The following is a 23,382-nucleotide window of genomic DNA, read 5'->3' on the forward strand; positions in this document are numbered from 1 at the left end:
GTTTCACCGGCTCGCCAAGCACCCGATGTGACCGTCATGACGGTCACATCGGGCGACACCCCGGTCACCTTCGAATTCGTCGCCCAGACCCAGAGCTCCCGTGAAGTGGAAATACGAGCGCGCGTCGCCGGGTTTCTGGATCGGCGGCTGTACACCGAAGGCGATCTGGTGAAGACCGGGCAAACCCTGTTTCAGATGGACCGCAAACCTTTCGAGGCAGCACTGGCCTCGGCCCAGGGGCAAATGGCCCAGCAACAGGCTCGCTGGGAAGTGGCCAAGGCCACCCTCGCCCGCGTCCGGCCACTGGCGGCGCAGAACGCGGTCAGCAAGATGGACCTGGACAACGCCGTCGGTGCAGAGCGTGAAAGCAAGGCCGCCGTACTGGCTGCCGAAGGCGCGGTACGCACCGCGCAACTGAACTTGAGTTACACCACCATCACGTCACCGCTCAACGGCCTTTCCAGCGACGCGAAAAAGCAGGAAGGCAGCTACGTGACGCCCGGTGAGTCGGGACTGCTGACGTCCGTGTCGCAAATGGACCCGATGTACGTCAACTTCAGTCTTTCGGAAAACGAAACCCTGAAATACCGCGACGAAATCGCCGCCGGGCGTCTCAAATTTCCGCCACGCAGTGACTTTGTCGTGGAAGTGGTGTTGGCTGACGGTACGGTTGTGCCTGAGCGCGGCAAGGTGAATTTCCTGGCGCCTTCCTATAGCCAGGAAACCGGCACCTTCCTGGTCCGCGCAGTGCTCGCGAACCCCAATGGCCTGCTCCGCCCCGGCCAGTTCGTGCGCGCCCTGGCCAAAGGCGCCACCCGACCGAACGCTATTCTGGTGCCTCAGAAAGCGGTGCTTGAGGGGGCCAAGAGCCACTTCGTCTGGGTCGTCAATGCCGAGGGCAAGCCGGAGCAACGGATTGTCGAAGTGGGCGAGTGGCAAGGTGATGACTGGTTCATCAGCAAGGGGCTGCGTGCCGGCGAACGGATTGTGATCGATGGCGCGCTCAGGGTAACGCCGGGAGGGCCATTGAAAATTGTCGAAGCGCCTGGTGCCGCGCCGGCCGGTGCCGCATCCACCCAACCGGTAAAAGCCGGTGCAACCTCCGGGAATAGCCAATGAGCATTTCCCACTATTGCATTGACCGGCCGATCTTCGCGTCGGTGATCTCGATCATCATCACCCTGGCCGGCGCCGTGGCCATGCTGGCGCTGCCCGTTGCCCAGTACCCGGATATCACACCGCCGCAAATCACGGTCGCGGCGACCTATCCCGGTGCCGACGCGCAGGTTGTGGCCAATAACGTCGCGGCGCCCATCGAGCAGCAGGTCAACGGCGCGGACAACATGATCTACATGAACTCGTCGAGCTCGGCGACGGGCAACATGACCCTCAACGTGTTCTTCGAGATCGGTACCGACCCGGCCCTGGCCCAGGTGGATGTGCAGAACCGGGTCAACCTGGCCCTGCCCCAACTGCCCTCCGCGGTGCAGAGCCAGGGCATCCAGGTGCAGAAAAAATCCTCGGCGTTCATGATGGTGCTGGCGGTCTATTCTGCTGGCGACCGCTACGACAGCACCTACGTCGCCAACTACGCCAACCTATATATTCTGGATGCGATCAAGCGTATTCCGGGTGCCAACCAGGCCAGCATTTTCGGAACGCCGGATTACGCCATGCGGATCTGGCTCAAGCCCGATCGCATGGCCCAGCTAGGCATCACCGCCGCCGATGTGCAGAATGCCGTGGCCAACCAGAACCAGCAATTCGCGGTCGGCCGCGTCGGCCAATCGCCCACCGGCGCCGCCGTGGAACAGTCGTTCGCCGTCACCACCAAAGGCCGCCTGACCGAACCGGCGGAGTTTGAAAACATCATCCTGCGCGCCAGCAACGAAGGCGGCGCCATCGTGAGGCTCAAGGACATCGGGCGTGCCGAACTCGGGCAGAAAGACTACTCGCTGCGCAGCACCTATCAGGGCAAGCCGGCGACGCTGATTGCGGTGTATCAACAACCCGGCGCCAACGCCCTCGACGTCTCGGCGGCCGTTACCAAGACGCTGGCGGACATGAAGGCCACCTTCCCCGAGGGCATCGAATACAAGATCGTGATGGACACCACCGCCTTCACCCGCGCTTCGATTTCCGAGGTGATCCACACCTTCTTCGAGGCCCTGGTGTTGGTGGTCATCGTGGTGTTCCTCTTCTTGCAGAGCCTGCGAGCCACGCTGATCCCGGTGATTGCGGTGCCGGTGTCGATTGTCGGCACCTTTATCGGCATGTCGGCGCTGGGGTTTTCCGTGAACATGCTGACGCTGTTCGGCATGGTGCTGGCCATCGGTATTGTGGTGGATGACGCGATCGTGGTGATCGAGAACGTCGAGCGCAACATGCACGTGCACAAGATGAATGCCAAGGACGCCGCCAAGCGGGCGATGGACGAAGTGGCCGGTCCGGTCGTCGCCATCGTGCTGGTACTGTGTGCGGTGTTCATCCCGGTGGCGTTCATGGGGGGCATCACCGGCCAACTCTATAAACAGTTCGCGATCACCATCGCCATTTCCGTGGTGATTTCCGGTCTGGTCGCCCTGACTCTGTCACCTGCCCTCGCCGCCTTACTGCTCAAGCCGCAGCACGGCGATAAAAACGCGTTCTTTCGCTGGTTCGAACGCGGCTTCGAACGTATGACCGAGAGTTACTCGCGCTCGGTAGCGTTCATGATCAAACGCTTTGTGCTGGCGCTGTTGCTGTTTGCCGGCATGATCGTGCTGATTCTGTTGATGGCGCAGCGCATACCCAGTGCCTTCCTGCCACCGGAGGACCAGGGCTATCTGCTGGGCGCGATCATCATGCCCGACGCCGCCAGCCTGGACCGCACCGGCGAGGTCGGCAAAGTGGCCAGTGATTTCTTCATGAACGATGAGGCCGTCGAGGGCGTGGCCATCGTCAACGGCTACAGCCTGCTCGATGGCCAGAACAAGAACAACGCCGCCGCGTTCTTCGTTGGCTTCAAGGATTTCGAAGGGCGCTACAAGGACTCGGACACCATCGAGCAGCAAAGCGCCCCGGCGGTGATCCAGAAAGCGGCCCGCGCCTTTTCCACCGTACAGGAAGGGATCATTCTGCCGGTCAACCCTCCGTCCATTCCCGGCCTGGGCACCACCGGCGGCATGGAAGTGTGGGTACAGAGCAAGGGTGACGCGAGCATCGACCAGCTAGCCGAAGTAGTCGGCACGCTCGTGGCGAAGGCTAAAGAGCGCCCGGAACTCGGCGCCATCACCTCGACCTTCAATGTGCATTCCCGTCAATTGATGGTCGATGTGGACCGGGAAAAAGCCGAGAGCCTGGGCGTGCCGGTAGAAGATGTCTACAGCACCATGCAGACCATGTTCGGCTCGCTGTATGTGTCGCAATTCAACAAATTCAGCCGGTTGTGGCAGGTAATCCTGCAAGCGGAACCGTCCTATCGCCTCAAGGCTGAAGACTTGCAACAAATCTACGTGCGCAGCAAGAACCTCGGGATGGTGCCGCTCAAGGCCCTGCTGACCACCCGCTACGTGACCGGTCCCGACCTGCTGACCCGTTTCAACAATTTCCCGGCGGTCAAACTGACGGCCAACGCAGCGCCCGGCTACAGTTCCGGTCAGGCGCTCGCGGCTCTGGAAGAGATCAGCGCCGAAATCATGACCAATGATTATTCGCTGGCCTTGAGTGGCGAGGCATTCGAGGAGAAAAAGAGCGGCGGCGCCTCGTCCCAGGTGTTCATCTTCGGGCTGGTGATGGTGTTCCTGATTCTGGCCGCGCAATACGAGAAATGGTCGCTGCCGGTGGGTGTCCTGCTGGCGGTGCCGTTTGCATTGTTCGGCGCCCTGCTCGCCGTGCTGATCCGGGGCCTGAGCAACGACGTGTACTTCCAGATCGGCTTGACCATGCTGGTGGCCCTCGCCGCCAAGAACGCCATCCTGATCTTCGAGTTTGCAGTCCTCAATCGGGAAAACGGCATGTCGGCCTACGATGCCGCCATGACCGCAGCCAAGGAGCGTTTGCGCCCTATCATCATGACGTCGCTGGCATTCATTCTGGGCTGCGTGCCGCTGGCGATCGCTGTCGGCGCCTCGGAAAACAGTCGCCACTCCATCGGAACCGGAGTGATCGGCGGCATGTTGGCGGCGACAGTCATCGCGATCTTCTTCATTCCCCTTTTCTACTACCTGGTGGAGCGAATGTTCGGGGACAAGGACGCCGATCAAAAAGCTGCTGAGGCAGGACAACCGACGCTTCCTGCGCCGGTTCCCCACGGTGCGGCGCAACGACGACACGAGGGGGACTGACATGCGCAAACCGCCTCTCCCGCTTTTGCTGTGCCTGAGCCTGGCCGGCTGTATGGTCGGCCCGGATTACCAGCACCCCGACATTGAAACCCCGGCGGCCTACCGCTATGCGGACAAGGAAGCGAAGAACCTGTCCAATACACTGTGGTGGGAGCAGTTCCAGGATCCCGTGCTGAATGAACTGATCCGCAGCGCCCTGCTTGAGAACAAGGACATCAAGATCGCTGCCGCACGCGTGGAACAATTCCAGGGACGTTATGGCGAAACGCGCTCTCTGTACTTTCCGCAGGTCGGATTGAGTACACAAGGTCAGCGCACTCGATCTCCCCGAGACAACGGTCCGGTGCCGCTGGACTCGTCGGTCGATCCGTTGTTCAACAACTATCAGGCCATTCTCAGTGTGGACTGGGAACTGGACGTCTGGGGTCGCTTGCGGCGTCTCAACGAATCCGCTCGTGCCGATCTGTTGGCCTCCGAGGAAGGTCGTCGCAGTGTCATTCTCAGCCTTGTTTCGTCGGTGGCTACGAGCTACGTGACGCTGCGCGATCTTGATCGCGAGCTGGAAATCGCCCGCACCACTGCCAAGGTGCGCGGCGATTCCTACGAAATATTCAAACTGCGCTTTGGTGCCGGAACCATCTCCGAAATGGAGTTGGCGCAGAATCAGTCCGAGTACCAGCGGACCCTGGCTTCGGTGGCACAGCTCGAACCCCTCGTCGCCCAGCAGGAAATTTTGCTCGCTGTGCTTATCGGGCGAAATCCGGGCCCGATCCTGCGCGGGCGCGAACTGGCGCAACTGACGCTGCCGTCGGTGCCTGCCGGTTTACCTTCGGACTTGCTGGAACGACGCCCCGATCTGCGTCAGGCCGAGCTGAACCTGATCTCGGCGAATGCCCAGATCGGTGCGGCCAAGGCCCAGTATTTCCCGACCATTTCCCTGACCGGGCTGCTGGGCTCGGTCAGTAACCAGCTCTCGAACCTGTTCACCGGGCCCGCTGCCACCTGGTCTTATGGTGTCGCGGCGAGCATGCCGATCTTTACCGGTGGCGGGATTGCCGGGCAGGTTCAACAGGCAGACGCGTTCCAGCAACAAGCCCTGCTGACCTACCAGAAAGCCATTCAATCGGCCTTCGGCGATGTAGAAAACGCCTTGGTCGCGTCCAGCAAGTCCCGCGAACAAATGGCCTTTCAAGCCAGTCAGGTCGAGGCGCTGCGCACCTATGCCTATTACGCACGGCTACGCTATGACAACGGCTATACCAGTTACATCGAGGTGCTGGACGCTGAACGCAGTCTGTTTGATGCCGAGCTGAACTACACCCGCACCCGGGGCTTAGTGTTCACTTCCATGATTGATCTATACAAGGCAACCGGCGGCGGCTGGGTGACCGAGGCGGACAAACTGACGGCGGTTGGTGCCGATCAGTTGAACGAATGATTCCACCGTAGGAGCAGGCGGTCGACGCTCCTACAATTGACTGGCATTACTCGTGCCTCTATTCGAGTTCTTCGTGTTCCCCTTCCCTCCACTCCACCGGATAGGTTTTAAGGTAGCTGCTGACGGCGGCACCTAACGTGGCGAAGAACGCCGCTTCGCCAAAGCGCGCGAACAGCCCGAATCGCTTCAGCTTGTCCTTGACCGGGTCTTTCATCTCGGCCAGGCACAGCTTGATGCCGGCCACGTTCAATGTTTCATCCAGCTCGGCGAGCATGTCGGCGGAAGTCACGTCCACGCTGGTGACCGGTTCCGCCGCCACGACCAGCCAGCGCACCGGCGTGGGTGATGTCGCCACAGCGTCCAGTACTCGGTCATGAAAAAGCTCTGCGTTAGCGAAGAACAATGGCGCATCCCAGCGAAACAAGACCAGGCCGGGGATAAGGCGCGCCTGCGGATAACGATTGATATCGTGATAACCCTGGACGCCTTGGGCACGACCCAGCACCGTCGAGTATGGGCGCCAGGCATCCCACAGAAATTCGATGACGGCAATGACAATGGCCAGGCCAATGCCCTCGATCGCGCCGAATACGGCCACCCCGACTGTACAAACGATTGACAGCCAGAATTCCCAGCGCTGGATGCGATAGATCCGCCGCAGGTCGGTGACCTCGATCAGTCCGATGGCCGAGGCGATCACCACCGCCGCCAGGGCGCTGGTGGGCAAGTTCTTCAGCAAATCCGGCGCCACCATTAGCAGCAAAGCAACGGCGAGTGCACCGACGACGCCGGCCAATTGGGTTTTCGCGCCGGCGGCCTCGGCGACGGGCGTCCGCGACGAACTGCTACTGATCGGGAAGCCCTGGAACAAACCGCCGGCCAGATTGGCGATACCGAGTCCCACCATCTCCTGGTTCGGATCGACATGGGACTGGGTCCGCGCCGCATAAACCCGCGAGAGCACGCTGGTGTCAGCGAACGAAACCAGCGCAACGGCGCAACCACCGATCAGCACCGGGACGATATCGGCGCTGGTGATCCACGGGATGGCGAACGCTGGCAGGCCTTGAGGAAGTGTCCCGAGGACCGCTACGTTTTGCGCAGCAAGGTCCAGCATGCCAACGGCGAGGGTGGCTCCGGCGACGGCGATCAGAATGCCAGGCACGCGCTTGTATTTCTTGAGCGACAAGATCACCACGAGGGTGGTCGTGCCGATCAGGAACGTGGTCAAGTTGGTTTTTCCATCCATTACCGCGGTGGCGGTGGCCCACAGGTCTCGCAATGGCCCGTGGGACTCGATCGAAAAGCCGAAAAACTTGGGCAATTGGCTAATCAATACCGTCAGCGCGATGCCGTTCATGTAGCCATAGCGAATCGGTTTGGACAGCAGCTCGGTGACGAAACCCAGGCGCGCTATCCCGGCCAGGATGCACACCGTGCCCGAGACGATCGCCATCATGCCGGCGAGGGCGATTGCGCGATGCGGGTCGCCGCCGGACAGCGGCAGGACGACGGCGAGGATGACGGCGGCCAACGATGAGTCCGGCCCCAGCACCAGGATTCGGCTAGGGCCGAACAACGCATAGGCGAGTAGCGGAACGATGGTCGCGTAAAGGCCATAAATGCCCGGCACCCCCGAGGCTACCGCGTAGGCGATGCCAACAGGCACCAGCATGGTGGTGAGCACCAGTCCGGCCACGATATCGTGCTGCAACCACGCCAGCTTGTAGCGGCGCAATGTCGTGAGACCCGGTAGCCACCGGCTCCAGCCGGTCTGGTCGGCCGTATTGCTGCGCGCAATGCGGCCGGAACCCGGGGGCGGAGGTGACGTATCCGAATGATTCATACGACTAGGCCCTCTGGGGGAATGCAGGCTGGAGCGCTATGACTGCTCATCCACCGAGCGCGATGATCACGAGGATCAGCAACGCGCCAGTGACCGCCAGCGCAACGGCGCCCTGCCACGGTTTCGCACCGGCGTATCGCGCCAGCATCCAGCCGGCCAGGAACAGTACGATGAGTCCGATCAGGTTGGACAGGCGTACTGCAAGCAGGGTCTGGTCAAGCAACAGGAACGGCACCACAAGCGGAAATGTCGCGAGCACCACCAGCAGGAAAACCCCGAGCGCGCCCTTGAAATCATCCAGGCCCAGCGACTGACGGGAGGGTATCGATGGCGCTTCAATCAATCGCAAACGCAAGGCTTCCAGTTCTTTGGGCCCGGCTGCTTGAGCGATCAGCGGCGGCAACGCGTCGGCAATCAGCGCCTGTCCGGTGGCGGCATCGGCTCCGCCGGCCAACCTGACAAACAAGGTGCGGTTGCGCGTGCGGTCGATCCGGGCTCGCAGCAGATACATCACCGCGTCCGCCAGGCCCCACGCCAGATTACAGCCCAGCGCGGCCATCATCATTGTGCGCTCCGCCTCCTGGTCGGCGGTTGCCACGCTGATCGTTCCGGTGAACGTCATGGCCATGAGCAGGCCGAAAATCACTTCTGTGACACGATCGACTGGATTGAGCACCCGCGCCGACGTTTCTCTTCCATTGTTCTGCATGCAGTCAACCTTTGCAGATCCGATCCAAGGGTTTTTAGCCGTCCTATCCCAGTGTAGGTTCAAACAGTTTTGCTGCCACAGCGGATGCGAATGTCATTCGCCTTCTTGCACTCGCCCGTCGTACCTTGGGGTGCGAGCTACAATGCTCACTTTCAGCCCGGAGCCGTTACGGAGCATCCATGTTCGTCAGCCTATTGGTCATTTTCACGGCCTCATTGGTCGTTATTGCCTTGTTCAATCGCCTGCACTTGCCGCCAGTGCTGGGTTATCTGTGCGTGGGGCTGATGGTCGGGCCGTTGGCTTTCGACTGGGTAAAAGACGGTGACGCGTTGCCCTTGATTGCAGAACTGGGGGTGGTTTTTTTGCTGTTTTCCCTGGGGTTGGAGTTTTCGTTGTCGAAAATGATTGCGCTGCGTCGGGTGGTGTTCGGTCTGGGTACCCTTCAAGTGCTGGTGTCCGGTGCTGCGTTGGGTGCCTTGCTGATACTGGCGGGCGTGCCGACGGCCGCGGCGTTTTTACTCGGTGGCGGTCTGGCGCTGTCCTCGACAGCGATTGTCAGCAAGGAGCTGGGCAGCCTTGGCGAAGTTTTCAGCAGCCATGGCCAGAATGCGATTGGTGTATTGCTGTTCCAGGACGTGGTGGCGGTGTTATTGCTGACGCTGGTCCCGGTGTTCGCCGGCACCAGCGATCAAGCCTGGTATTGGGCGCTTCCCATCACGCTGGGCAAAACGCTGGTGCTGTTTGTCGGGCTGTCATTGGTCAGTCGCTGGGTTTTGCCCCATCTGTTTCATGAGGTAGCGGCCTCCCGTTCCGCCGAGCTGTTTGTCCTACTGGCGCTGGTGATCGTGCTGCTGACGGCGGGGCTGACGCACCTGATCGGACTCTCACCGGCCCTCGGTGCTTTTCTGGCCGGCATGCTGCTTGGGGAAAGCCATTACCGGCATCAGATCGAGGCGGACATTCGCCCGTTTCGCGACATTCTGCTCGGCGTGTTCTTCGTCAGCATTGGCATGTTGATCGACTTGCGCCTGTTTGCCAGCCACGGTCTGCTGATCCTCGGTCTGACCTTGGGGCTGTTGCTGATCAAGGGCTGCGTAGTCGCGCTACTGGTCAAGTTGCGGGGCAGCGACAGTGAAACGGCCTGGCGCAGCGGGCTGGCCCTGGCCCAGGGCGGCGAGTTCTGCTTTGCCTTGATGACGCTGATGCTGCAGAACAAGCTGATGCCCGCTGATCTCGGCGGCCTGCTGCTCGCCGCGACGTTCTGCTCGATGCTAGTCACGCCGTCCCTGCTGCGTGTGGCCCCGCGCATTGCCGCACGATTGCACCGCAAGCCGAACGAAGAAGCGCGGCTGGAAGAAATCAGCACGCTCAATGCGCAAGCGAAAAGTCATGTGGTGATCTGTGGTTACGGTCGCGTCGGCCAATCCATCGGTCGATTCCTGCAAAACGCTCAGCAGTCCTATGTCGCACTGGATAGCGATCCGGTGAGGGTGCAAGAAGCAACGGTCGCTGAAAAGGCTGTGCATTATGGAGATTCGCAGCGTGGCGACCTGTTGGCAGCGGTCGGGCTGGAGCGCGCGAGTCTGCTGGTCATCGCCGTCGACCAGACAGATACCGCCCTGCTGATCCTGCAGGCGGCACGTCGAATCAACCCGACTGTGCCGATCCTGGTGCGCACCCGGGACGACACTCGGGGGCCCGAGTTGAAGGCGGCTGGCGCCACTGAGGTGGTCCCGGAGCTGATGGAGTCCAGCTTGATGCTGGCCTCGCATGCGCTGATCCTGTTGGGCTTTCCTGAACAGCAGGTGCAGGACCGGGTTGATCAGATCCGCAGTGATCGCTATCAACTGCTGCACGGCTTTTATCCGGGCGCCGACGACGAAGAGTCCTGATCTTACTGACTGAAAGCCGCTTTGAAAAAAGTTGCGCCCCCTAAAATACAAACTAGCTTGATAAACCAGACAGGTCGTTTTTTCGCGTACACCTTCGGTAGAAAAAGACCTCTTTTAAACCTGGAGCACACAACATTATGAGTCTTACCCGAAAACTGTTTATCGGCACTGCCCTGGCCAGCCTGCTACTCGGCGGTTGCACCTCGAAAGTCACCGAACGTGAGCAATATTCCGGCTTTCTGTCGAACTACAACAACTTGCAGCAGGTCACCACCACCAGCGGAGAAACAGCCATGCGCTGGGTAAGCCCGTCCTGGAATCCGGATGCCTATAACACCGTGGTCTTCAACAAACTGGAACTTTACCCTGCGCCCAAACCCAACGAGCGTGTCAACCGACAAACGCTGGATGATTTGCAGAGCTACATGACCAGTAAAACCAAAAGCGTGCTGGGCCTGAAGTACCGGATCGTGCCTGGCACGAACGCAGCGCCCGCCGGATCGAAAGCATTGATCATGCGCGCGGCGATCACCGGTGTGACTGCAGAAAACGAAGGCATGAAATGGTATGAAGTGGTGCCGGTGGCTGCCGTGGTTGGCACTGTTTCCGCAGTCAGTGGCCATCGAGATCAGGAGACCACGCTGTTCATCGAGGCTGAGCTAATCGATGCCCGCAGTAACCAGACCGTGGCCAAAGTGGTTCGCAAAGTCTTTGGCGCTACCAAGGAGAATGCCAGCGAGAAGATCACCTCCAAGGATTTCAAAGTGGCAATCGACAAGCTGACTCAGGATTTGCAGGCTTTCATCAAATAACGGGAGTATTACCCGGTCGTGGCGGATGTGAAAACGCTTGAAACCGTAGCAGTCAGGTGATCGTCAGGGCGTCTATGCTCCTGTGATCTTCCTGGATTGGAAAACATGCATGCATCTGACGCGACCGGGTCAACTGCTCCTGCTGGGTGTGCTGAGTTTGAGCGGCTGCGTCCGTCTGGGGCCGGATTTCCAGTCGCCAAAGCAGCCGTGGATTGACCGGTGGAGCTCCCCTGCCCTTGAGCAATCCACCCAACGCAGCCTGAACCCGGATCTGCGTCAGTGGTGGCAGGTTTTCGGCGACCCGGTGCTTGATCGCCTGATCGCCGAAGCGGATGCCCGAAATTCGGATTTGAAAATTGCAGGCCTGCGAGTGATGGAGGCCCGAGCCCAATTGGGTATCGCCCAGAGCGGACGTTACCCGCAATTGCAGCAAGCCAGCGTCGACAGTCTGTACTTCAACCGCCGGCAATCTGGCGGAAACAATCCTCAGGACAGCCATTTCTGGCAACACAGCGCCGGCTTCGACGTGGGCTGGGAGCTGGATTTCTGGGGCCGCTTCAGCCGGGCCATCGAGTCGGCCGACGCCGGCTACTTCGCCGCGCAGGCCAACTATGAAGACGTACTGGTTCTACTGCGCGCCCAAGTGGCGGACACCTACTTTTCACTGCGCACCACCGAGGCGCGTTTGTGGGTGGCAAAGGAGAATGCCAAACAGCAAAAGCGCAACTTCGAGATCACTGAAAAGCTGTTTAACAGCGGCCAGCAAGCCGAACTCGATCTGCAACAAGCCAGGACCCAATACCTGGGCACCCTCAGCACCATTCCAAACTTCGAGGATCAGGTACTGCGTACACGCAACGCGTTGGCCGTGCTGATCGGTCAGCCGCCCGGCGCACTGCCGCAGTTGCTTGAGAATCAAGGACTGATCCCGCTGGTGGACCGCGCCGTACTGCAGGATGTACCGGCCAATCTGCTGCTGCGCCGGCCCGACGTGCGCGCCGCCGAACTCAATGTCGCGGCACAGTCGGCGCTTATTGGTGTGGCCGAAACCGATTTCTACCCGTCGCTGACCTTGCTCGGTAGCATCGTCTGGTCTACCGACACGCTGAATGGCACTCCCAAAAGTCTGGACCTGATCGGCGGCCCCAGCCTGCGCTGGAACCTCTTCGACCACGGCCAGATCAGCAACAACGTGCGTGTACAAGATGCGCGGTTGCAGCAGCTGATCGAGGCTTACCGCGACAAGGTTCGCCAGGCGGCACGCGAGGCAGATGACGCCGCCAGCGGATTGATCAAATCTCTGGAGCGCGAACAAATCCTGCGTGAGGCCGAAGTCGCCGCCAAACGCTCGCTGGTGCTGGCCAGCGCGCAATATCGTGAAGGCTACTCGGATTTCCAGCGGGTGCTGGATGCACAACGGGCATTGTTGGAGCAGCAGGACAATTACCTGGTCAGCCGCAGCAATGCGGTCAGTAACGTGATCGCCCTGTACAAAGCGCTGGGCGGAGGCTGGTACAGCGCGCTGCCGAAGGTCGATCAGGCCACCCGCCAACAAATGGAGCAACGCACGGACTGGGGCGATCTGTTGGATGAGCCTTCGGCGGCGCCACAAAAAGGTAAACAACCATGAATGAAGCTGCACCGCCCTCCCCTCAAGCGCCCGAGCCGCCCGCTGACCCCGCGAAGAAAGGCATCAGATGGGTGTTGCTGGTCATCGTCCTTAGCCTGGCCTGGTACCTCGCGGCTGACCGGCTCACGCCTTATACCCAACAGGCCCGAGTGGGCGCCTTTGTGATTCCGGTCGCTACTGAAGTGGCCGGTCGGGTCATTCGCGTCAACGTGCGCAACAACCAGGACGTCAAGGCCGCAGACGTGCTGTTTGAAGTGGATCCCCAGCCGTATCAAATCGCAGTCGACCGTGCCCGCGCAGACCTCGAATCGACACGCCGACAGATCGGCGCCAGCACCGCCGGCATTGCTTCGGCACAGGCCAATCTGCGTGCCGCCCAGGCCAACGAACTCAAGGCGCGCCAGGATAATCAGCGCCTTGAGGGCTTGTACCGCGACGACCCCGGCACCATCTCCGTGCGTCTGCTCGAAGTGTCTCGCGCCAGTCGCGAACAAGCCGTCAGCCAGGTTGCCGCCGCCCGTGCCGAAGTCCAGCGCGCGCGCGAGCAAGAAGGTGGAGACGCGGAAGACAATGCCCTGCTGCGCAGCGCCGCCACGGCGTTGTCGAAAGCCGAACTCGATCTGGCCAATACGCAAATTCGTGCGCGTTCGGCAGGCCTGATCACTGACCTGCGCACCGACGCCGGACAGTTCGCCGCCGTCGGCAGTCCGGTGATGACCCTGATCGCCATCCACGATGTGTGGATCAGCGCCGACATGACCGAAAACAACCTCGGTCTCGTCAAGGTCAATACGCCGGTATCCATCGTTCTGGATGCGCTGCCGGGCGAGGTTTTCGACGGTCGGGTACGCAGTGTCGGCTACGGCGTCAGTGTCGGCCAGGCACCGCCGCCCGGGACATTGCCGAGCGTACAGAACAGCCGCGACTGGCTGCGCCCGGCCCAGCGTTTTCCGGTGATCATCGAGTTTTCCGAAGCGTCGATGGCGAAGCTGCGTGACAGTCGCGCCATGCGCGCCGGTGGTCAGGCGGAAATCATGGCGTTCCCGTCCGAGGGCAACCCGCTGAATCTGCTGGGCCGCGGATTCCTCGCCCTGATGAGCTGGCTGTCGTATGCCTACTGAGCGTTCGCCCCGGGATCAGCGCGCGCTACGCCTGGCGACGGGCACCGCGTTGAGCCTCGCGACGAGCTTTGGCCTGGGATTGCCGATTCCGTTTATCGCACCCGTACTGGCTCTGTTGCTGCTCGCCAGCGTCAATCGCCCGCTACCGCTAAAGGCGGGTCTGGTGCTGGGAGTGGTCGCGATGTTGACCACGGGCGTTGGCCTGTTGTTGATCCCGATCCTGCGTTACTACCCGCTGAGCGGCGTACTGCTGATCGGCGTCAGCCTGTTTCTGGTTTTTCGCTTTGGCTTGCGTGGCGGCAACAATCTGATCGTAACGTTCCTGATAATCGGCCTGACCATGATTTCCTCGGCGGGTGTCGCCGAGTACGACCTCGCGGCGATGGTCATTGGCGCGCTGGTCAAAGGGTTGCTCCTTGCCGTGATGGTGGTAGCGGTGAGTCACTGGCTGTTTCCTGAACCGGCCAACGCGCCATCGCCCCCCGCCGCTGCGCCGCTGCCGGCGGAAGAAGTCAGTCGGGTTGCGCTGCGTGCAACCCTGATCGTGTTGCCCGCTTTTTTGCTGGCGCTGATCGACCCGGCGGGTTACCTGCCCATCATCCTGAAGGCGGTCAGTCTGGGACAGCAGAGCTCCACCACTGCCCGGCACGCCGGTCGCGAACTGGTCGGTTCGACTCTGCTCGCCGGCGTGTTGGCCGTGCTGTTCTGGTGTGCCCTGAGCCTGTTTGTGCATCTATGGATGTTTTTTCTATGGATGCTGCTGTTCGGCCTTGTCCTGGCGCGCAAGCTGTACGGGTTGAGCCCGACCCGGTTAAGCCCGGGCTTCTGGCTCAACAGCCTGATCACGATGATTATCCTGCTCGGTCAGTCGGTGCAGGACAGTTTCGCGGGCAAAGACGTCTACACGGCATTTGCCGTGCGCATGGGACTGTTCATCCTGGTGACGTTGTATGCCTGCCTGATGGTTTATCTGCTGGATCAGCGACCGGCAAAACGCGTTCAGGGATTAACCTGATACCCCTTGCCTTGCAGGCAACTGGTGTATGCCGTCGAACTGGTGGAAGCGGCGGTTTTCTGCTGCGCCCGGCGCTCCTGGCGTTGACGCGATGCACCCACCATCGCTCCAGCGGCGGCCGTCTCTTTGGCCCGGTTCTGCCGATAATCCTGCTTCACGTCGTCATCCACACGATCATAAAACTCATCGTGCTGGCGCCCGCGAACCTGAGCGCCAGTTGCTCCGGCAGCGGCACCGACTGCCGCACCTTTCAGGCGGCCACCGGATGTAGGCGGCGTCGTTGAACTCTGACTGGCGGCGACGTTGTGGCACGCGTCGATGTCGAGTTGGGTTTGTTGCGAGCTCTGCCCCTGCATCGGGACAACCGATTCGGCCCATGCCTGCGTGGCAGCAACCGACAGCGCGACAGACAAACCAAGGGAAGACAACCTGTTCATGATGACCTCCGAGCATTCCTCAGCCATCCAGAGTGTAGTTCACCCCCGCTCGCCCTCCCCCGACTTATGACTGACGGCTCGTACGCTTCAGCGTTTCACTCGGCAATTCTTTAAACAGTGCGTGGTAGCTGCTGGAAAACCGCCCCAGATGCCAGAACGACCACTGCATCGCGACCTCGGCCACCGTGGTTTCCGAGGGCGAGCGGCTGAGCAATTCGCGGTGGGCGCTGTTGAGGCGGCGCAGGCGCAGCCAATGGGTCGGCGTCATGCCGGTGTACGCCTTGAACGCATGCTGCAACTGACGCAGTGAAACCCCGGCCACCCGGGACAGTTCCATCAGGTTAAGGGTTTCTTCCGGGGAATCGGCCGCCCATTCGCCGATGCGCTTCATCACCGCCCGCTCTTGCGCCCGACGCTGCAAACCACCGCGATCCAGGCAGACACAAGCGTTGTCGAGGAGGTACAGACAGTCTTCCAGCAACTGCTGGGTCAAGGCCTCTTTGCTCGGCGGATCGAGGGTCTGCGCCAACCGGGTCAACGTCCCGCTCAGCCAGCGGCTGAACAGCGCGTTCTGCCCCGAATTCAACGGCGCCATGAACAGACCTTCGAGCCTGGCAACATTCAGGCCGTGTCGTTGAACGAACGCAGGCCCGAACACCACGGCAATCTCCTGATAGTTCTCCGGCGTGATCCAGATGTTGCGGCTCTCTTCGTTCAACACGTACAGCGCGTTGTCACTGCGATCAAAACAGAACGCCAGCGACCCCTCGGGCGCGCTGAAATTCTGCTCGACCCGGGTGTTCATGTGCTCTTCGTAAATCTCTACGCCCTGCAGGTCGAGGTAACGCACCCGCCCGGCGAAATGCCCCGGCGACATCTGCTGGTAATGCTGGACCCAACCGGGCGTGGCGCGGATTTGCTCGGCGACATCGTCGGTGTTGAACGCTTGGACCTGTAACGGAATGCACGCTGTCATGGGTGACCTTACGCACTCGTTTGGTGCGTTTTGGTGCTGCTGAAAGTGGATAGATGGAACCTCAAGGGTCGCCCAAGATAGTCGTCAACGCGTCCCAGGGGAAGTGTGTGGCCGATGAAACCACCCTCTCCGGCGTTAATAAAACCAATAACGAGGTCTTTATGAATGTCCCTTTCGATCAGCTGCTCACGTGGCTGAAAGATCACAAGATTACCGAAGTCGAGTGTGTCGTCAGCGACCTGACCGGCATTGCACGCGGCAAGATTGCACCCACCAACAAATTCCTGCATGAGCGAGGCATGCGCCTGCCGGAAAGTGTGCTGTTGCAAACGGTAACCGGGGACTTTGTCGACGACGACATCTACTACGACCTGCTCGACCCGGCCGATATCGACATGGTGTGCAAACCGGTGTCCGACGCAGTTTACGTGATTCCATGGGCCATCGAGCCGACCGCCATCGTGATCCACGACACCTTCGACAAATTCGGCAACCCGATCGAACTGTCGCCGCGCAACGTGCTGAAAAAAGTCTTGCAGCTGTACACCGACAAAGGCTGGAAGCCGATTGTCGCGCCGGAAATGGAGTTTTACCTGACCCAGCGTTGCGAAGACCCGGACTTGCCGCTCAAGGCACCGATGGGCCGTTCGGGTCGGGCGGAAAGTGGTCGGCAGTCGTTTTCCATCGACGCCGCCAACGAATTCGATCCGCTGTTCGAAGACGTCTACGACTGGTGCGAATTACAGGGGCTGGACCTCGATACGCTGATCCACGAAGACGGCCCGGCGCAGATGGAAATCAACTTCCGTCACGGCGACGCGCTGGACCTGGCCGACCAGATCACCGTGTTCAAGCGCACCCTGCGCGAAGCGGCACTCAAGCACAACGTCGCGGCGACGTTCATGGCCAAGCCGATAGGCGACGAGCCGGGCAGCGCCATGCACATCCACCAGAGCGTGGTGGACATCGCCACCGGCAAGCCGATATTCGCCAATGCCGACGGGCAAATGAGCGAGCTGTTCCTGCACTACATTGGCGGCCTGCAAAAATACATTCCCAAAGTGCTGCCGATGTTCGCGCCCAATGTGAACTCGTTCCGCCGCTTCCTGCCGGACACCTCGGCGCCAGTGAACGTCGAATGGGGCGAAGAAAACCGTACCGTGGGCCTACGGGTGCCGACTTCGAGCCCTGAGGCGATGCGTGTGGAAAACCGCTTGCCGGGCGCGGATGCCAACCCGTATCTGGCGATCGCCGCCAGCCTGTTGTGCGGTTACCTCGGCATGGTCGAACGCATTGAGCCGAGCGCTGCGGTGCAAGGCCGGGCCTATGAACGACGCAACCTGCGCCTGCCGATCACCATCGAAGACGCACTGACGCAGATGGAGGAATGCCAAACCGTCGGGCGTTATCTGGGCAGCAAGTTTGTCCGCGGTTATGTCGCGGTCAAGCGAGCCGAGCACGAGAACTTCAAGCGGGTGATCAGCTCCTGGGAGCGGGAGTTTCTGTTGCTGAGTGTCTAAAAAAACTACATGAACTCACACACCCTGTGGGAGCGAGCTTGCTCGCGATGGCGTCCTGACAGTCAGCGATGATGTTGAGACTACCTGCCTCATCGCGAGCAAGCTCGCTCCCACAGAGAATCCAACAATTCCAAGAGGTGCCGTATGCGTCTATTGAAATCCGTGGTTCCGCTCACGCTGGCTACGTTGTTCAGCGCAGTTGTCCAGGCTCAACCACAGGTCAGCGTCTACAACTGGACCGATTACATCGGCGAAACCACACTCGCCGACTTTCAGGTAAAAACCGGGACCAAGGTGATCTACGACGTCTTCGATTCCAACGAAACCCTTGAGGGAAAATTGCTCGCCGGCCGCACCGGGTATGACGTGGTGGTGCCATCCAATCACTTCCTCGCTCGCCAGGTGAAGGCCGGCGCGTTCCTCAAGCTTGATCGCGCGCAGTTGCCAAACTTCAAGAACCTCGACCCTAAATTGCTGGCACTGCTGGAAAAGAACGATCCGGGCAACGAGCATTCCGTGCCGTACCTATGGGGCACCAACGGCATCGGTTACAACGTCGACAAGGTCAAGCAAGTGCTGGGCATTGATCATATCGATTCCTGGGCCGTGATGTTCGAACCGGAGAACATCAAGAAACTCAGTCAATGCGGCGTGTCCGTGATGGATTCGGCGGACGAAGTGTTCCCGGCGATCCTCAATTACATGGGCATGGACCCGCGTAGCGAAAACCCGGAAGACTTTAAAAAAGCCGAAGCCAAGCTGTTGAGTATCCGGCCTTACATCACCTACTTTCACTCGTCCAAGTACGTGTCAGACCTGGCCAACGGCGACATCTGCGTGGCCTTCGGTTACTCGGGTGACGTGTTCCAGGCGGCCAATCGTGCCAAGGAAGCCAGGAACGGCGTAAACATCGCTTACGCGATTCCGAAGGAAGGCAGCAATTTGTGGTTCGACTTGCTGGCGATTCCCGCCGATGCCAGCAACCCGAAGGAGGCTCACGCCTTCATCAATTACCTGCTGGACCCACAAGTGATTGCCAAGGTCAGCGCTTCGGTCGGTTACGCCAACCCGAACCCGGACGCCAAGCCATACATGGACGCTGAGCTGGTGAACAATCCAGAGGTTTACCCGCCTCAGGCGGTTCTGGACAAACTCTACATTTCCACCACCCCGCCCCAGGCGATCATGCGTTTGATGACCCGTTCCTGGAGCAAAGTGAAGTCCAACAAATGAATAACGAGCACGCGAACTCCTATTACGCCGCATCGGCCCACTCGCTGACGCCCTTCCCCACGCTGGCCGAAGACCTTGTGGCTGATGTCTGCGTGATCGGCGGTGGATTTACCGGGGTCAACACCGCCATCGAACTGGCGCAGCGCGGGCTCTCGGTGATTCTGCTGGAGGCTCGGAGGATCGGCTGGGGCGCCAGCGGGCGCAACGGGGGCCAGTTGATTCGTGGCATCGGGCATGACGTCAGCGGTTTCACCCGACATGTCGGCGTAGAAGGTGTGCGCTACCTTGAGCGTGCCGGGATCGAATCGGTGGAACTGGTGGGCAAGCGCATCCGTGAGCACAACATCGATTGCGACCTGCGCTGGGGCTTCTGCGAACTGGCCAACACCAAGGCGCAGTTCGCGGCGTTCAAGACTGAGCAGGAAGGCTTGGTCGCAACCGGCTACGCCCATGAAACCCGACTGGTCGGGCCGGAGCAGATCCGTGAGCAAGTGGTCAACTCCGGCGTGTATGCCGGTGGCCTGGTCGACATGGGCTCGGGGCACTTGCACCCGCTGAATCTGGTGCTGGGCGAAGCGCGGCTGGCGCAATCTCTCGGGGTGCAGATCTTCGAACAAAGCCCGGTGCTGGAGTTGATCCATGGCAGCACGGTGCAGGTTCGTTGTGCCGGCGGCACGGTGCGTGCCGGCAGTCTGGTACTGGCGTGCAATGCGCACCTGGACGAACTTGAACCGAAACTCAGCGGCAAAGTGCTTCCGGCGGGCAGCTACATCATCGCCACCGAGCCTTTGGCGCCGGAGGTTGCCGCGCAATTGATCCCGCAGAACCTGGCGCTGTGCGACCAAAAAGTCGGCCTGGATTACTACAGGCTCTCGGCGGACCGGCGTTTGCTGTTCGGCGGCGCCTGTCATTATTCCGGGCGCGATCCGGTGGACATCGCTGCTTATATGCGGCCGCACATGCTAAAGGTCTTCCCGCAGCTAGCCGATGCACGCATTGATTATCAATGGGGCGGCAAGATCGGCATCACGGCCAATCGCTTCCCGCAGGTCGGTCGCTTGCGCCAGCACCCCAACGTGTTTTACGCCCAGGGTTACTCCGGGCATGGGCTGAACGTGACCCACTGGTGCGCAAAACTGCTGGGCGAAGCGATTCATGCCGGGCATAGCCAAGGCTTTGACGTGTTCAGCGCGGTGCCGCACATGACATTCCCTGGCGGCCCGATGCTGCGTTCTCCGCTGTTGGCCCTCGGCATGTTCTGGTATCGGCTGCGCGAAGTCCTCGGCTGATACGTTAAACCAGGCACTCTGAGAACCTTGTGGGAGCGAGCTTGCTCGCGATGGCGTTTGTTTGATCGACATATCCGTCGTCTGACACTCCGCTATCGCGAGCAAGCTCGCTCCCACATTGGATCTTCAGTGGACACGAGAACGGTTACGCGATCGATCAGTCGTTTGAGCCTTTCGATTTGCTCATTCGCGAGGCACTTCTATATTGAGGAGGTGCTCTGACTTTCCTGTCTCCTGGCGAGTGCGGCCTATGGCTACGACTGACCAACTGATCATCTGCGAGCACTGCGACTGCGTGTATCAAAAAGTCACGCTCGCCAAACATCAGAAAACCCTGTGTACGCGCTGCGGCGGTGTGCTTCAGCGCTATAACGGCCTGTCGGTGGAGCAGCGGCTGGCGCTGACCGTCACGGCATTGATGCTATGGATCTTCGCCAATTTCTACCCGGTGATGAGCATCAGCCTCAAAGGCTTGAAAAACAGCGCGACCCTGTGGGATTCCGTACTGGCCCTGAGTCTGGGCCCGATTACCTTCATTGCTCTGGTGGCGGCCATCGCCATGATCATCGCGCCGATTTTCCAGTTGCTGCTGCTGATCTGGGTACTGAGTTTCGCCCTCGCCTCCCGTCGCGCGCCGGGCTTCAGATTCTGTATGCGCTGGCTGGAAACCCTGCGACCCTGGAGCATGCTGGAAGTCTGCCTGCTGGGGGCAATGGTCGCGGTGATCAAACTCGCCGGGTTGCTCGACGTGCTGCCCGGGATCGGCCTGTTTGCTCTGGCCATTCTCAGCCTGATGATGATCCGCATTGCCGGACGCGATGTGCGTGAACTGTGGGACATTCTATGACAACGCCTCCGATCGCCAGCGAACTCAACCTGTGCCTCTGCCACACCTGCGGGCTGGCCTGTGACATGACCGATGCACCCGACGAATGCGAGCGTTGCGGTGCGCCGCTGCATCGGCGCAAAACCAACGCACTGACCCGGACCTGGGCCTACCTGCTCACTTCCCTGGTGTTTTACGTCCCGGCCAATGTGTTGCCGGTGATGAACACCAAAATGGTCGGCGCCGGCGCCGACAGCACAATCATGGGCGGCGTGATTGATTTTTGGCAGCACGGCGCCTGGGACATTGCCCTGATCATTTTCATCGCCAGCATCGCAGTGCCGGGCATCAAGTTCGTCGCCCTGACGCTCCTGCTGGTAACCGTTCAGCGCGACAGCCAATGGGCGCGAAAGGAGCGGTCAAAAATGTTTCGCCTCGTTGAACTCATCGGTTATTGGTCGATGCTCGACGTCATCGTGGTGGCCCTGGTGGCTTCGCTGGTGAAATTTCAAGCCCTGGCCGACATCGAACCGCGCGCGGGCATTCTGTTCTTTGGTCTGGTGGTGGTGTTCACCATGCTCTCGGCGATGAGTTTCGACCCGCGTCTGATCTGGGACCAGCACAATTCGAAAAACGAGGAGGTCATGGATGAAGTCACAAGCCACTGACGGGCCGCAAACTCCCGGGCAGGCCCCGATCAAGACCCGTCGCTTCAGCGTATCGCTGGTGTGGATCGTCCCGATTGTTGCGGTGCTGGTGGGTATTTCGCTGGTGGTGCACAGCATCCTTCAAGAAGGACCAACCATCACCGTGACCTTCAAGACCGGCAGCGGTCTGACTGCCAACAAGACCGAGGTCAAGTACCGCAACGTGGTGATCGGGCAGGTGTCCGACGTCGAACTGAGCAACGACCAGAAGAGCGTCAACGCCACCATCAAACTGGCCAAGCAGGCGGAAAGTTTCACCCGTGAAGATTCGCAATTCTGGGTCGTGCGGCCGCGTATCGGTGCTGGCGGCGTGTCGGGCATCGATACCCTGCTCTCTGGGGACTACATCGGCGCCGATATCGGCCAGTCCAATGCCCGGGCCAAGAACTTCACCGGGCTGGAAAATCCGCCGCCGATTACCTATGGCGAGCCCGGAAAGCGCTTCACCCTTCACACGCCAGACTTGGGCTCGCTGGACATTGGTTCCCCCGTTTACTACCGCAAGATTCCGGTCGGCCAGGTAGTCGCCTATGCTCTGAACGCCGACGGCAAGGGAGTGAACATCGAAGTCTTCATTCACTCACCCAACGATGCCTACGTCACCGAAAACACCCGGTTCTGGAACGCCAGCGGGATCGACGTGAATGTCGGCGCCAACGGTTTTGCAGTGAGGACCGAGTCGCTGTCCTCCCTATTGGTGGGTGGCATCGCCTTCCGCGCCCCGGAATACAGCCCCAACGATAAACCGGCTACTGAGGAAAAAGCCTTCGACCTGTTCGAAGACCAGCAAACCGCCCTCGCCCCGCCCAACGGCAAGGAGCAATACCTGAGCTTGCGTTTCGACCAGGCCTTGCGCGGGCTCAAGGTCGGTGCGCCAGTGGAGTTCCTCGGCATCGAGTTCGGCAGAGTGGTCTCGGTCAATTTGGATTTCGACGCGAAAAAGCGCAGCTTCCCGGTCAACGTCGGCATCGTGATCTACCCGCAACGACTGGGTCAGGCCCACGTCAAAATGCTTGAGGTCTTGAAGCATGATCCCAATGACGAAGCCGCTAGCGTTCGTCTGATGGGATCGTTCATTGAGAATGGTCTGCGCGCTCAGGCCCGCAGTGGCAACCTGTTGACCGGTCAGCTGTACATCTCGCTGGACTTCTACCCGAAAGCCGAGAAGGTCGTGTTCGACCCGGCCGCCCGTCCCGTCACCATTCCGACCGTTCCTGGCAGCCTTGAGCAGTTGCAGGAAAAACTCGAGAACATGGTTACCAAAATCAACGATCTGCCGATCGGACGCATTGCCGGCAACCTCGACAGCAACCTTGTCGAACTGCGCAAAGGCCTCGCGCAATTCAATGCCAAGACCCTGCCGGGCGTGCAGACCACCCTGGCGGACGTCAGCAAAACCTTGCAGTCGGCCAGTTCGACCCTTGCTGAAGACTCGCCGCAACGCGAACAGTTGACCCAGACCCTCGACGAACTCGGACGCATGTCGCGCTCGTTGCGTGAACTTTCAGATTACCTGGGCCGGAATCCGGAATCGCTGATTCGCGGTCGCCCCGACAATGCCGCGCCGATCGATTTGAAGGCGCCACCGCGCAACTGACCCAGGAGC

At 60.4% G+C, this 23,382-nt stretch carries 18 protein-coding genes; 14 read left to right on the forward strand and 4 right to left on the reverse strand.

Annotated elements, in window-relative coordinates; translation table 11 throughout:
• Nucleotides 1-36: 36 nt before the first annotated feature.
• The 3 genes from ACYZT9_RS14235 to ACYZT9_RS14245 are packed head-to-tail and all read left to right on the forward strand — an operon-like array spanning nt 37 to nt 5,763.
• Nucleotides 37-1,119: an efflux RND transporter periplasmic adaptor subunit gene (locus tag ACYZT9_RS14235; protein WP_462006077.1), complete on the forward strand. Its 1,083-nt coding sequence runs from the start codon at nt 37-39 to the stop codon at nt 1,117-1,119.
• Complete coding sequence (locus ACYZT9_RS14240) at nt 1,116-4,325, forward strand: efflux RND transporter permease subunit (protein WP_462006078.1); 3,210 nt, start codon at nt 1,116-1,118, stop codon at nt 4,323-4,325. Before ACYZT9_RS14235 ends, ACYZT9_RS14240 begins: the two co-directional genes overlap by 4 nt.
• A gap of 1 nt (nt 4,326) precedes the next feature.
• The gene (locus ACYZT9_RS14245) at nt 4,327-5,763 is read left to right on the forward strand and encodes an efflux transporter outer membrane subunit (RefSeq protein ID WP_462006079.1); all 1,437 of its coding nucleotides are present in this window, start codon (nt 4,327-4,329) and stop codon (nt 5,761-5,763) included.
• 58 nt (nt 5,764-5,821) lie between these two features.
• Here ACYZT9_RS14245 and ACYZT9_RS14250 read toward each other — a convergent pair whose 3' ends face one another.
• Nucleotides 5,822-7,609, reverse strand: a complete 1,788-nt coding sequence (locus tag ACYZT9_RS14250; RefSeq protein ID WP_462006080.1) for a SulP family inorganic anion transporter — start codon at nt 7,607-7,609, stop codon at nt 5,822-5,824.
• A 46-nt stretch (nt 7,610-7,655) separates the two neighbouring features.
• Nucleotides 7,656-8,318: a hypothetical protein gene (locus ACYZT9_RS14255; RefSeq protein WP_462006081.1), complete on the reverse strand. Its 663-nt coding sequence runs from the start codon at nt 8,316-8,318 to the stop codon at nt 7,656-7,658.
• Nucleotides 8,319-8,497: 179 nt separating this feature from the next.
• Between ACYZT9_RS14255 and ACYZT9_RS14260 the strand changes: the two genes are divergently transcribed.
• The 5 genes from ACYZT9_RS14260 to ACYZT9_RS14280 all read left to right on the forward strand — a co-directional run bounded on the left by ACYZT9_RS14260 (nt 8,498) and on the right by ACYZT9_RS14280 (nt 14,788).
• Nucleotides 8,498-10,210 carry a cation:proton antiporter gene (locus ACYZT9_RS14260; protein ID WP_462006082.1) on the forward strand — a complete coding sequence of 571 codons (1,713 nt, stop codon included), beginning with the start codon at nt 8,498-8,500 and terminating at the stop codon, nt 10,208-10,210.
• A gap of 137 nt (nt 10,211-10,347) precedes the next feature.
• Nucleotides 10,348-11,022, forward strand: a complete 675-nt coding sequence (locus ACYZT9_RS14265; RefSeq protein ID WP_462006083.1) for a DUF3313 domain-containing protein — start codon at nt 10,348-10,350, stop codon at nt 11,020-11,022.
• 109 nt (nt 11,023-11,131) lie between these two features.
• Nucleotides 11,132-12,652, forward strand: a complete 1,521-nt coding sequence (locus tag ACYZT9_RS14270; protein ID WP_462006084.1) for an efflux transporter outer membrane subunit — start codon at nt 11,132-11,134, stop codon at nt 12,650-12,652.
• Nucleotides 12,649-13,773, forward strand: coding sequence for an HlyD family secretion protein (locus ACYZT9_RS14275; protein WP_462006085.1), 1,125 nt, complete (start codon nt 12,649-12,651; stop codon nt 13,771-13,773). The genes ACYZT9_RS14270 and ACYZT9_RS14275 overlap by 4 nt, the downstream gene beginning before the upstream one ends.
• On the forward strand, nt 13,763-14,788 hold the full coding sequence (locus tag ACYZT9_RS14280; protein WP_462006086.1) for a DUF2955 domain-containing protein: 1,026 nt from the start codon (nt 13,763-13,765) through the stop codon (nt 14,786-14,788). The genes ACYZT9_RS14275 and ACYZT9_RS14280 overlap by 11 nt, the downstream gene beginning before the upstream one ends.
• Here ACYZT9_RS14280 and ACYZT9_RS14285 read toward each other — a convergent pair.
• Nucleotides 14,773-15,225 (reverse strand): hypothetical protein, encoded by a 453-nt coding sequence (locus tag ACYZT9_RS14285; protein ID WP_462006087.1) that lies wholly within the window; start codon nt 15,223-15,225, stop codon nt 14,773-14,775. The two genes, ACYZT9_RS14280 and ACYZT9_RS14285, sit on opposite strands and share 16 nt — an antisense overlap.
• Before the next feature lie 64 nt (nt 15,226-15,289).
• Complete coding sequence (locus tag ACYZT9_RS14290) at nt 15,290-16,201, reverse strand: helix-turn-helix domain-containing protein (RefSeq protein ID WP_462006088.1); 912 nt, start codon at nt 16,199-16,201, stop codon at nt 15,290-15,292.
• Nucleotides 16,202-16,362: 161 nt separating this feature from the next.
• Here ACYZT9_RS14290 and ACYZT9_RS14295 point away from each other — a divergent pair, with 161 nt between their 5' ends.
• The 6 genes from ACYZT9_RS14295 to ACYZT9_RS14320 all read left to right on the forward strand — a co-directional run bounded on the left by ACYZT9_RS14295 (nt 16,363) and on the right by ACYZT9_RS14320 (nt 23,373).
• On the forward strand, nt 16,363-17,721 hold the full coding sequence (locus ACYZT9_RS14295; protein ID WP_462006089.1) for a glutamine synthetase family protein: 1,359 nt from the start codon (nt 16,363-16,365) through the stop codon (nt 17,719-17,721).
• Nucleotides 17,722-17,865: 144 nt separating this feature from the next.
• Nucleotides 17,866-18,954, forward strand: a complete 1,089-nt coding sequence (locus ACYZT9_RS14300; RefSeq protein WP_462006090.1) for a polyamine ABC transporter substrate-binding protein — start codon at nt 17,866-17,868, stop codon at nt 18,952-18,954.
• Complete coding sequence (locus ACYZT9_RS14305; protein WP_462006091.1) at nt 18,951-20,243, forward strand: NAD(P)/FAD-dependent oxidoreductase; 1,293 nt, start codon at nt 18,951-18,953, stop codon at nt 20,241-20,243. Before ACYZT9_RS14300 ends, ACYZT9_RS14305 begins: the two co-directional genes overlap by 4 nt.
• A gap of 250 nt (nt 20,244-20,493) precedes the next feature.
• Complete coding sequence (locus tag ACYZT9_RS14310; protein WP_462006092.1) at nt 20,494-21,090, forward strand: paraquat-inducible protein A; 597 nt, start codon at nt 20,494-20,496, stop codon at nt 21,088-21,090.
• On the forward strand, nt 21,087-21,737 hold the full coding sequence (locus ACYZT9_RS14315; protein WP_462006093.1) for a paraquat-inducible protein A: 651 nt from the start codon (nt 21,087-21,089) through the stop codon (nt 21,735-21,737). The genes ACYZT9_RS14310 and ACYZT9_RS14315 overlap by 4 nt, the downstream gene beginning before the upstream one ends.
• Nucleotides 21,718-23,373, forward strand: a complete 1,656-nt coding sequence (locus tag ACYZT9_RS14320) for a PqiB family protein (RefSeq protein ID WP_462006094.1) — start codon at nt 21,718-21,720, stop codon at nt 23,371-23,373. The genes ACYZT9_RS14315 and ACYZT9_RS14320 overlap by 20 nt, the downstream gene beginning before the upstream one ends.
• The last annotated feature ends 9 nt before the right edge of the window (nt 23,374-23,382 follow it).

This window comes from Pseudomonas sp. ZT5P21, assembly GCF_054897785.1.

Coding starts and splice junctions, on each gene's coding strand:
- ACYZT9_RS14235 (WP_462006077.1), top strand. CDS start 37: ATGACGGTCACATCGGGCGACACCCCGGTCACCTTCGAATTCGTCGCC.
- ACYZT9_RS14240 (WP_462006078.1), top strand. CDS start 1,116: ATGAGCATTTCCCACTATTGCATTGACCGGCCGATCTTCGCGTCGGTG.
- ACYZT9_RS14245 (WP_462006079.1), top strand. CDS start 4,327: ATGCGCAAACCGCCTCTCCCGCTTTTGCTGTGCCTGAGCCTGGCCGGC.
- ACYZT9_RS14250 (WP_462006080.1), bottom strand. CDS start 7,609: ATGAATCATTCGGATACGTCACCTCCGCCCCCGGGTTCCGGCCGCATT.
- ACYZT9_RS14255 (WP_462006081.1), bottom strand. CDS start 8,318: ATGCAGAACAATGGAAGAGAAACGTCGGCGCGGGTGCTCAATCCAGTC.
- ACYZT9_RS14260 (WP_462006082.1), top strand. CDS start 8,498: ATGTTCGTCAGCCTATTGGTCATTTTCACGGCCTCATTGGTCGTTATT.
- ACYZT9_RS14265 (WP_462006083.1), top strand. CDS start 10,348: ATGAGTCTTACCCGAAAACTGTTTATCGGCACTGCCCTGGCCAGCCTG.
- ACYZT9_RS14270 (WP_462006084.1), top strand. CDS start 11,132: ATGCATCTGACGCGACCGGGTCAACTGCTCCTGCTGGGTGTGCTGAGT.
- ACYZT9_RS14275 (WP_462006085.1), top strand. CDS start 12,649: ATGAATGAAGCTGCACCGCCCTCCCCTCAAGCGCCCGAGCCGCCCGCT.
- ACYZT9_RS14280 (WP_462006086.1), top strand. CDS start 13,763: ATGCCTACTGAGCGTTCGCCCCGGGATCAGCGCGCGCTACGCCTGGCG.
- ACYZT9_RS14285 (WP_462006087.1), bottom strand. CDS start 15,225: ATGAACAGGTTGTCTTCCCTTGGTTTGTCTGTCGCGCTGTCGGTTGCT.
- ACYZT9_RS14290 (WP_462006088.1), bottom strand. CDS start 16,201: ATGACAGCGTGCATTCCGTTACAGGTCCAAGCGTTCAACACCGACGAT.
- ACYZT9_RS14295 (WP_462006089.1), top strand. CDS start 16,363: ATGAATGTCCCTTTCGATCAGCTGCTCACGTGGCTGAAAGATCACAAG.
- ACYZT9_RS14300 (WP_462006090.1), top strand. CDS start 17,866: ATGCGTCTATTGAAATCCGTGGTTCCGCTCACGCTGGCTACGTTGTTC.
- ACYZT9_RS14305 (WP_462006091.1), top strand. CDS start 18,951: ATGAATAACGAGCACGCGAACTCCTATTACGCCGCATCGGCCCACTCG.
- ACYZT9_RS14310 (WP_462006092.1), top strand. CDS start 20,494: ATGGCTACGACTGACCAACTGATCATCTGCGAGCACTGCGACTGCGTG.
- ACYZT9_RS14315 (WP_462006093.1), top strand. CDS start 21,087: ATGACAACGCCTCCGATCGCCAGCGAACTCAACCTGTGCCTCTGCCAC.
- ACYZT9_RS14320 (WP_462006094.1), top strand. CDS start 21,718: ATGAAGTCACAAGCCACTGACGGGCCGCAAACTCCCGGGCAGGCCCCG.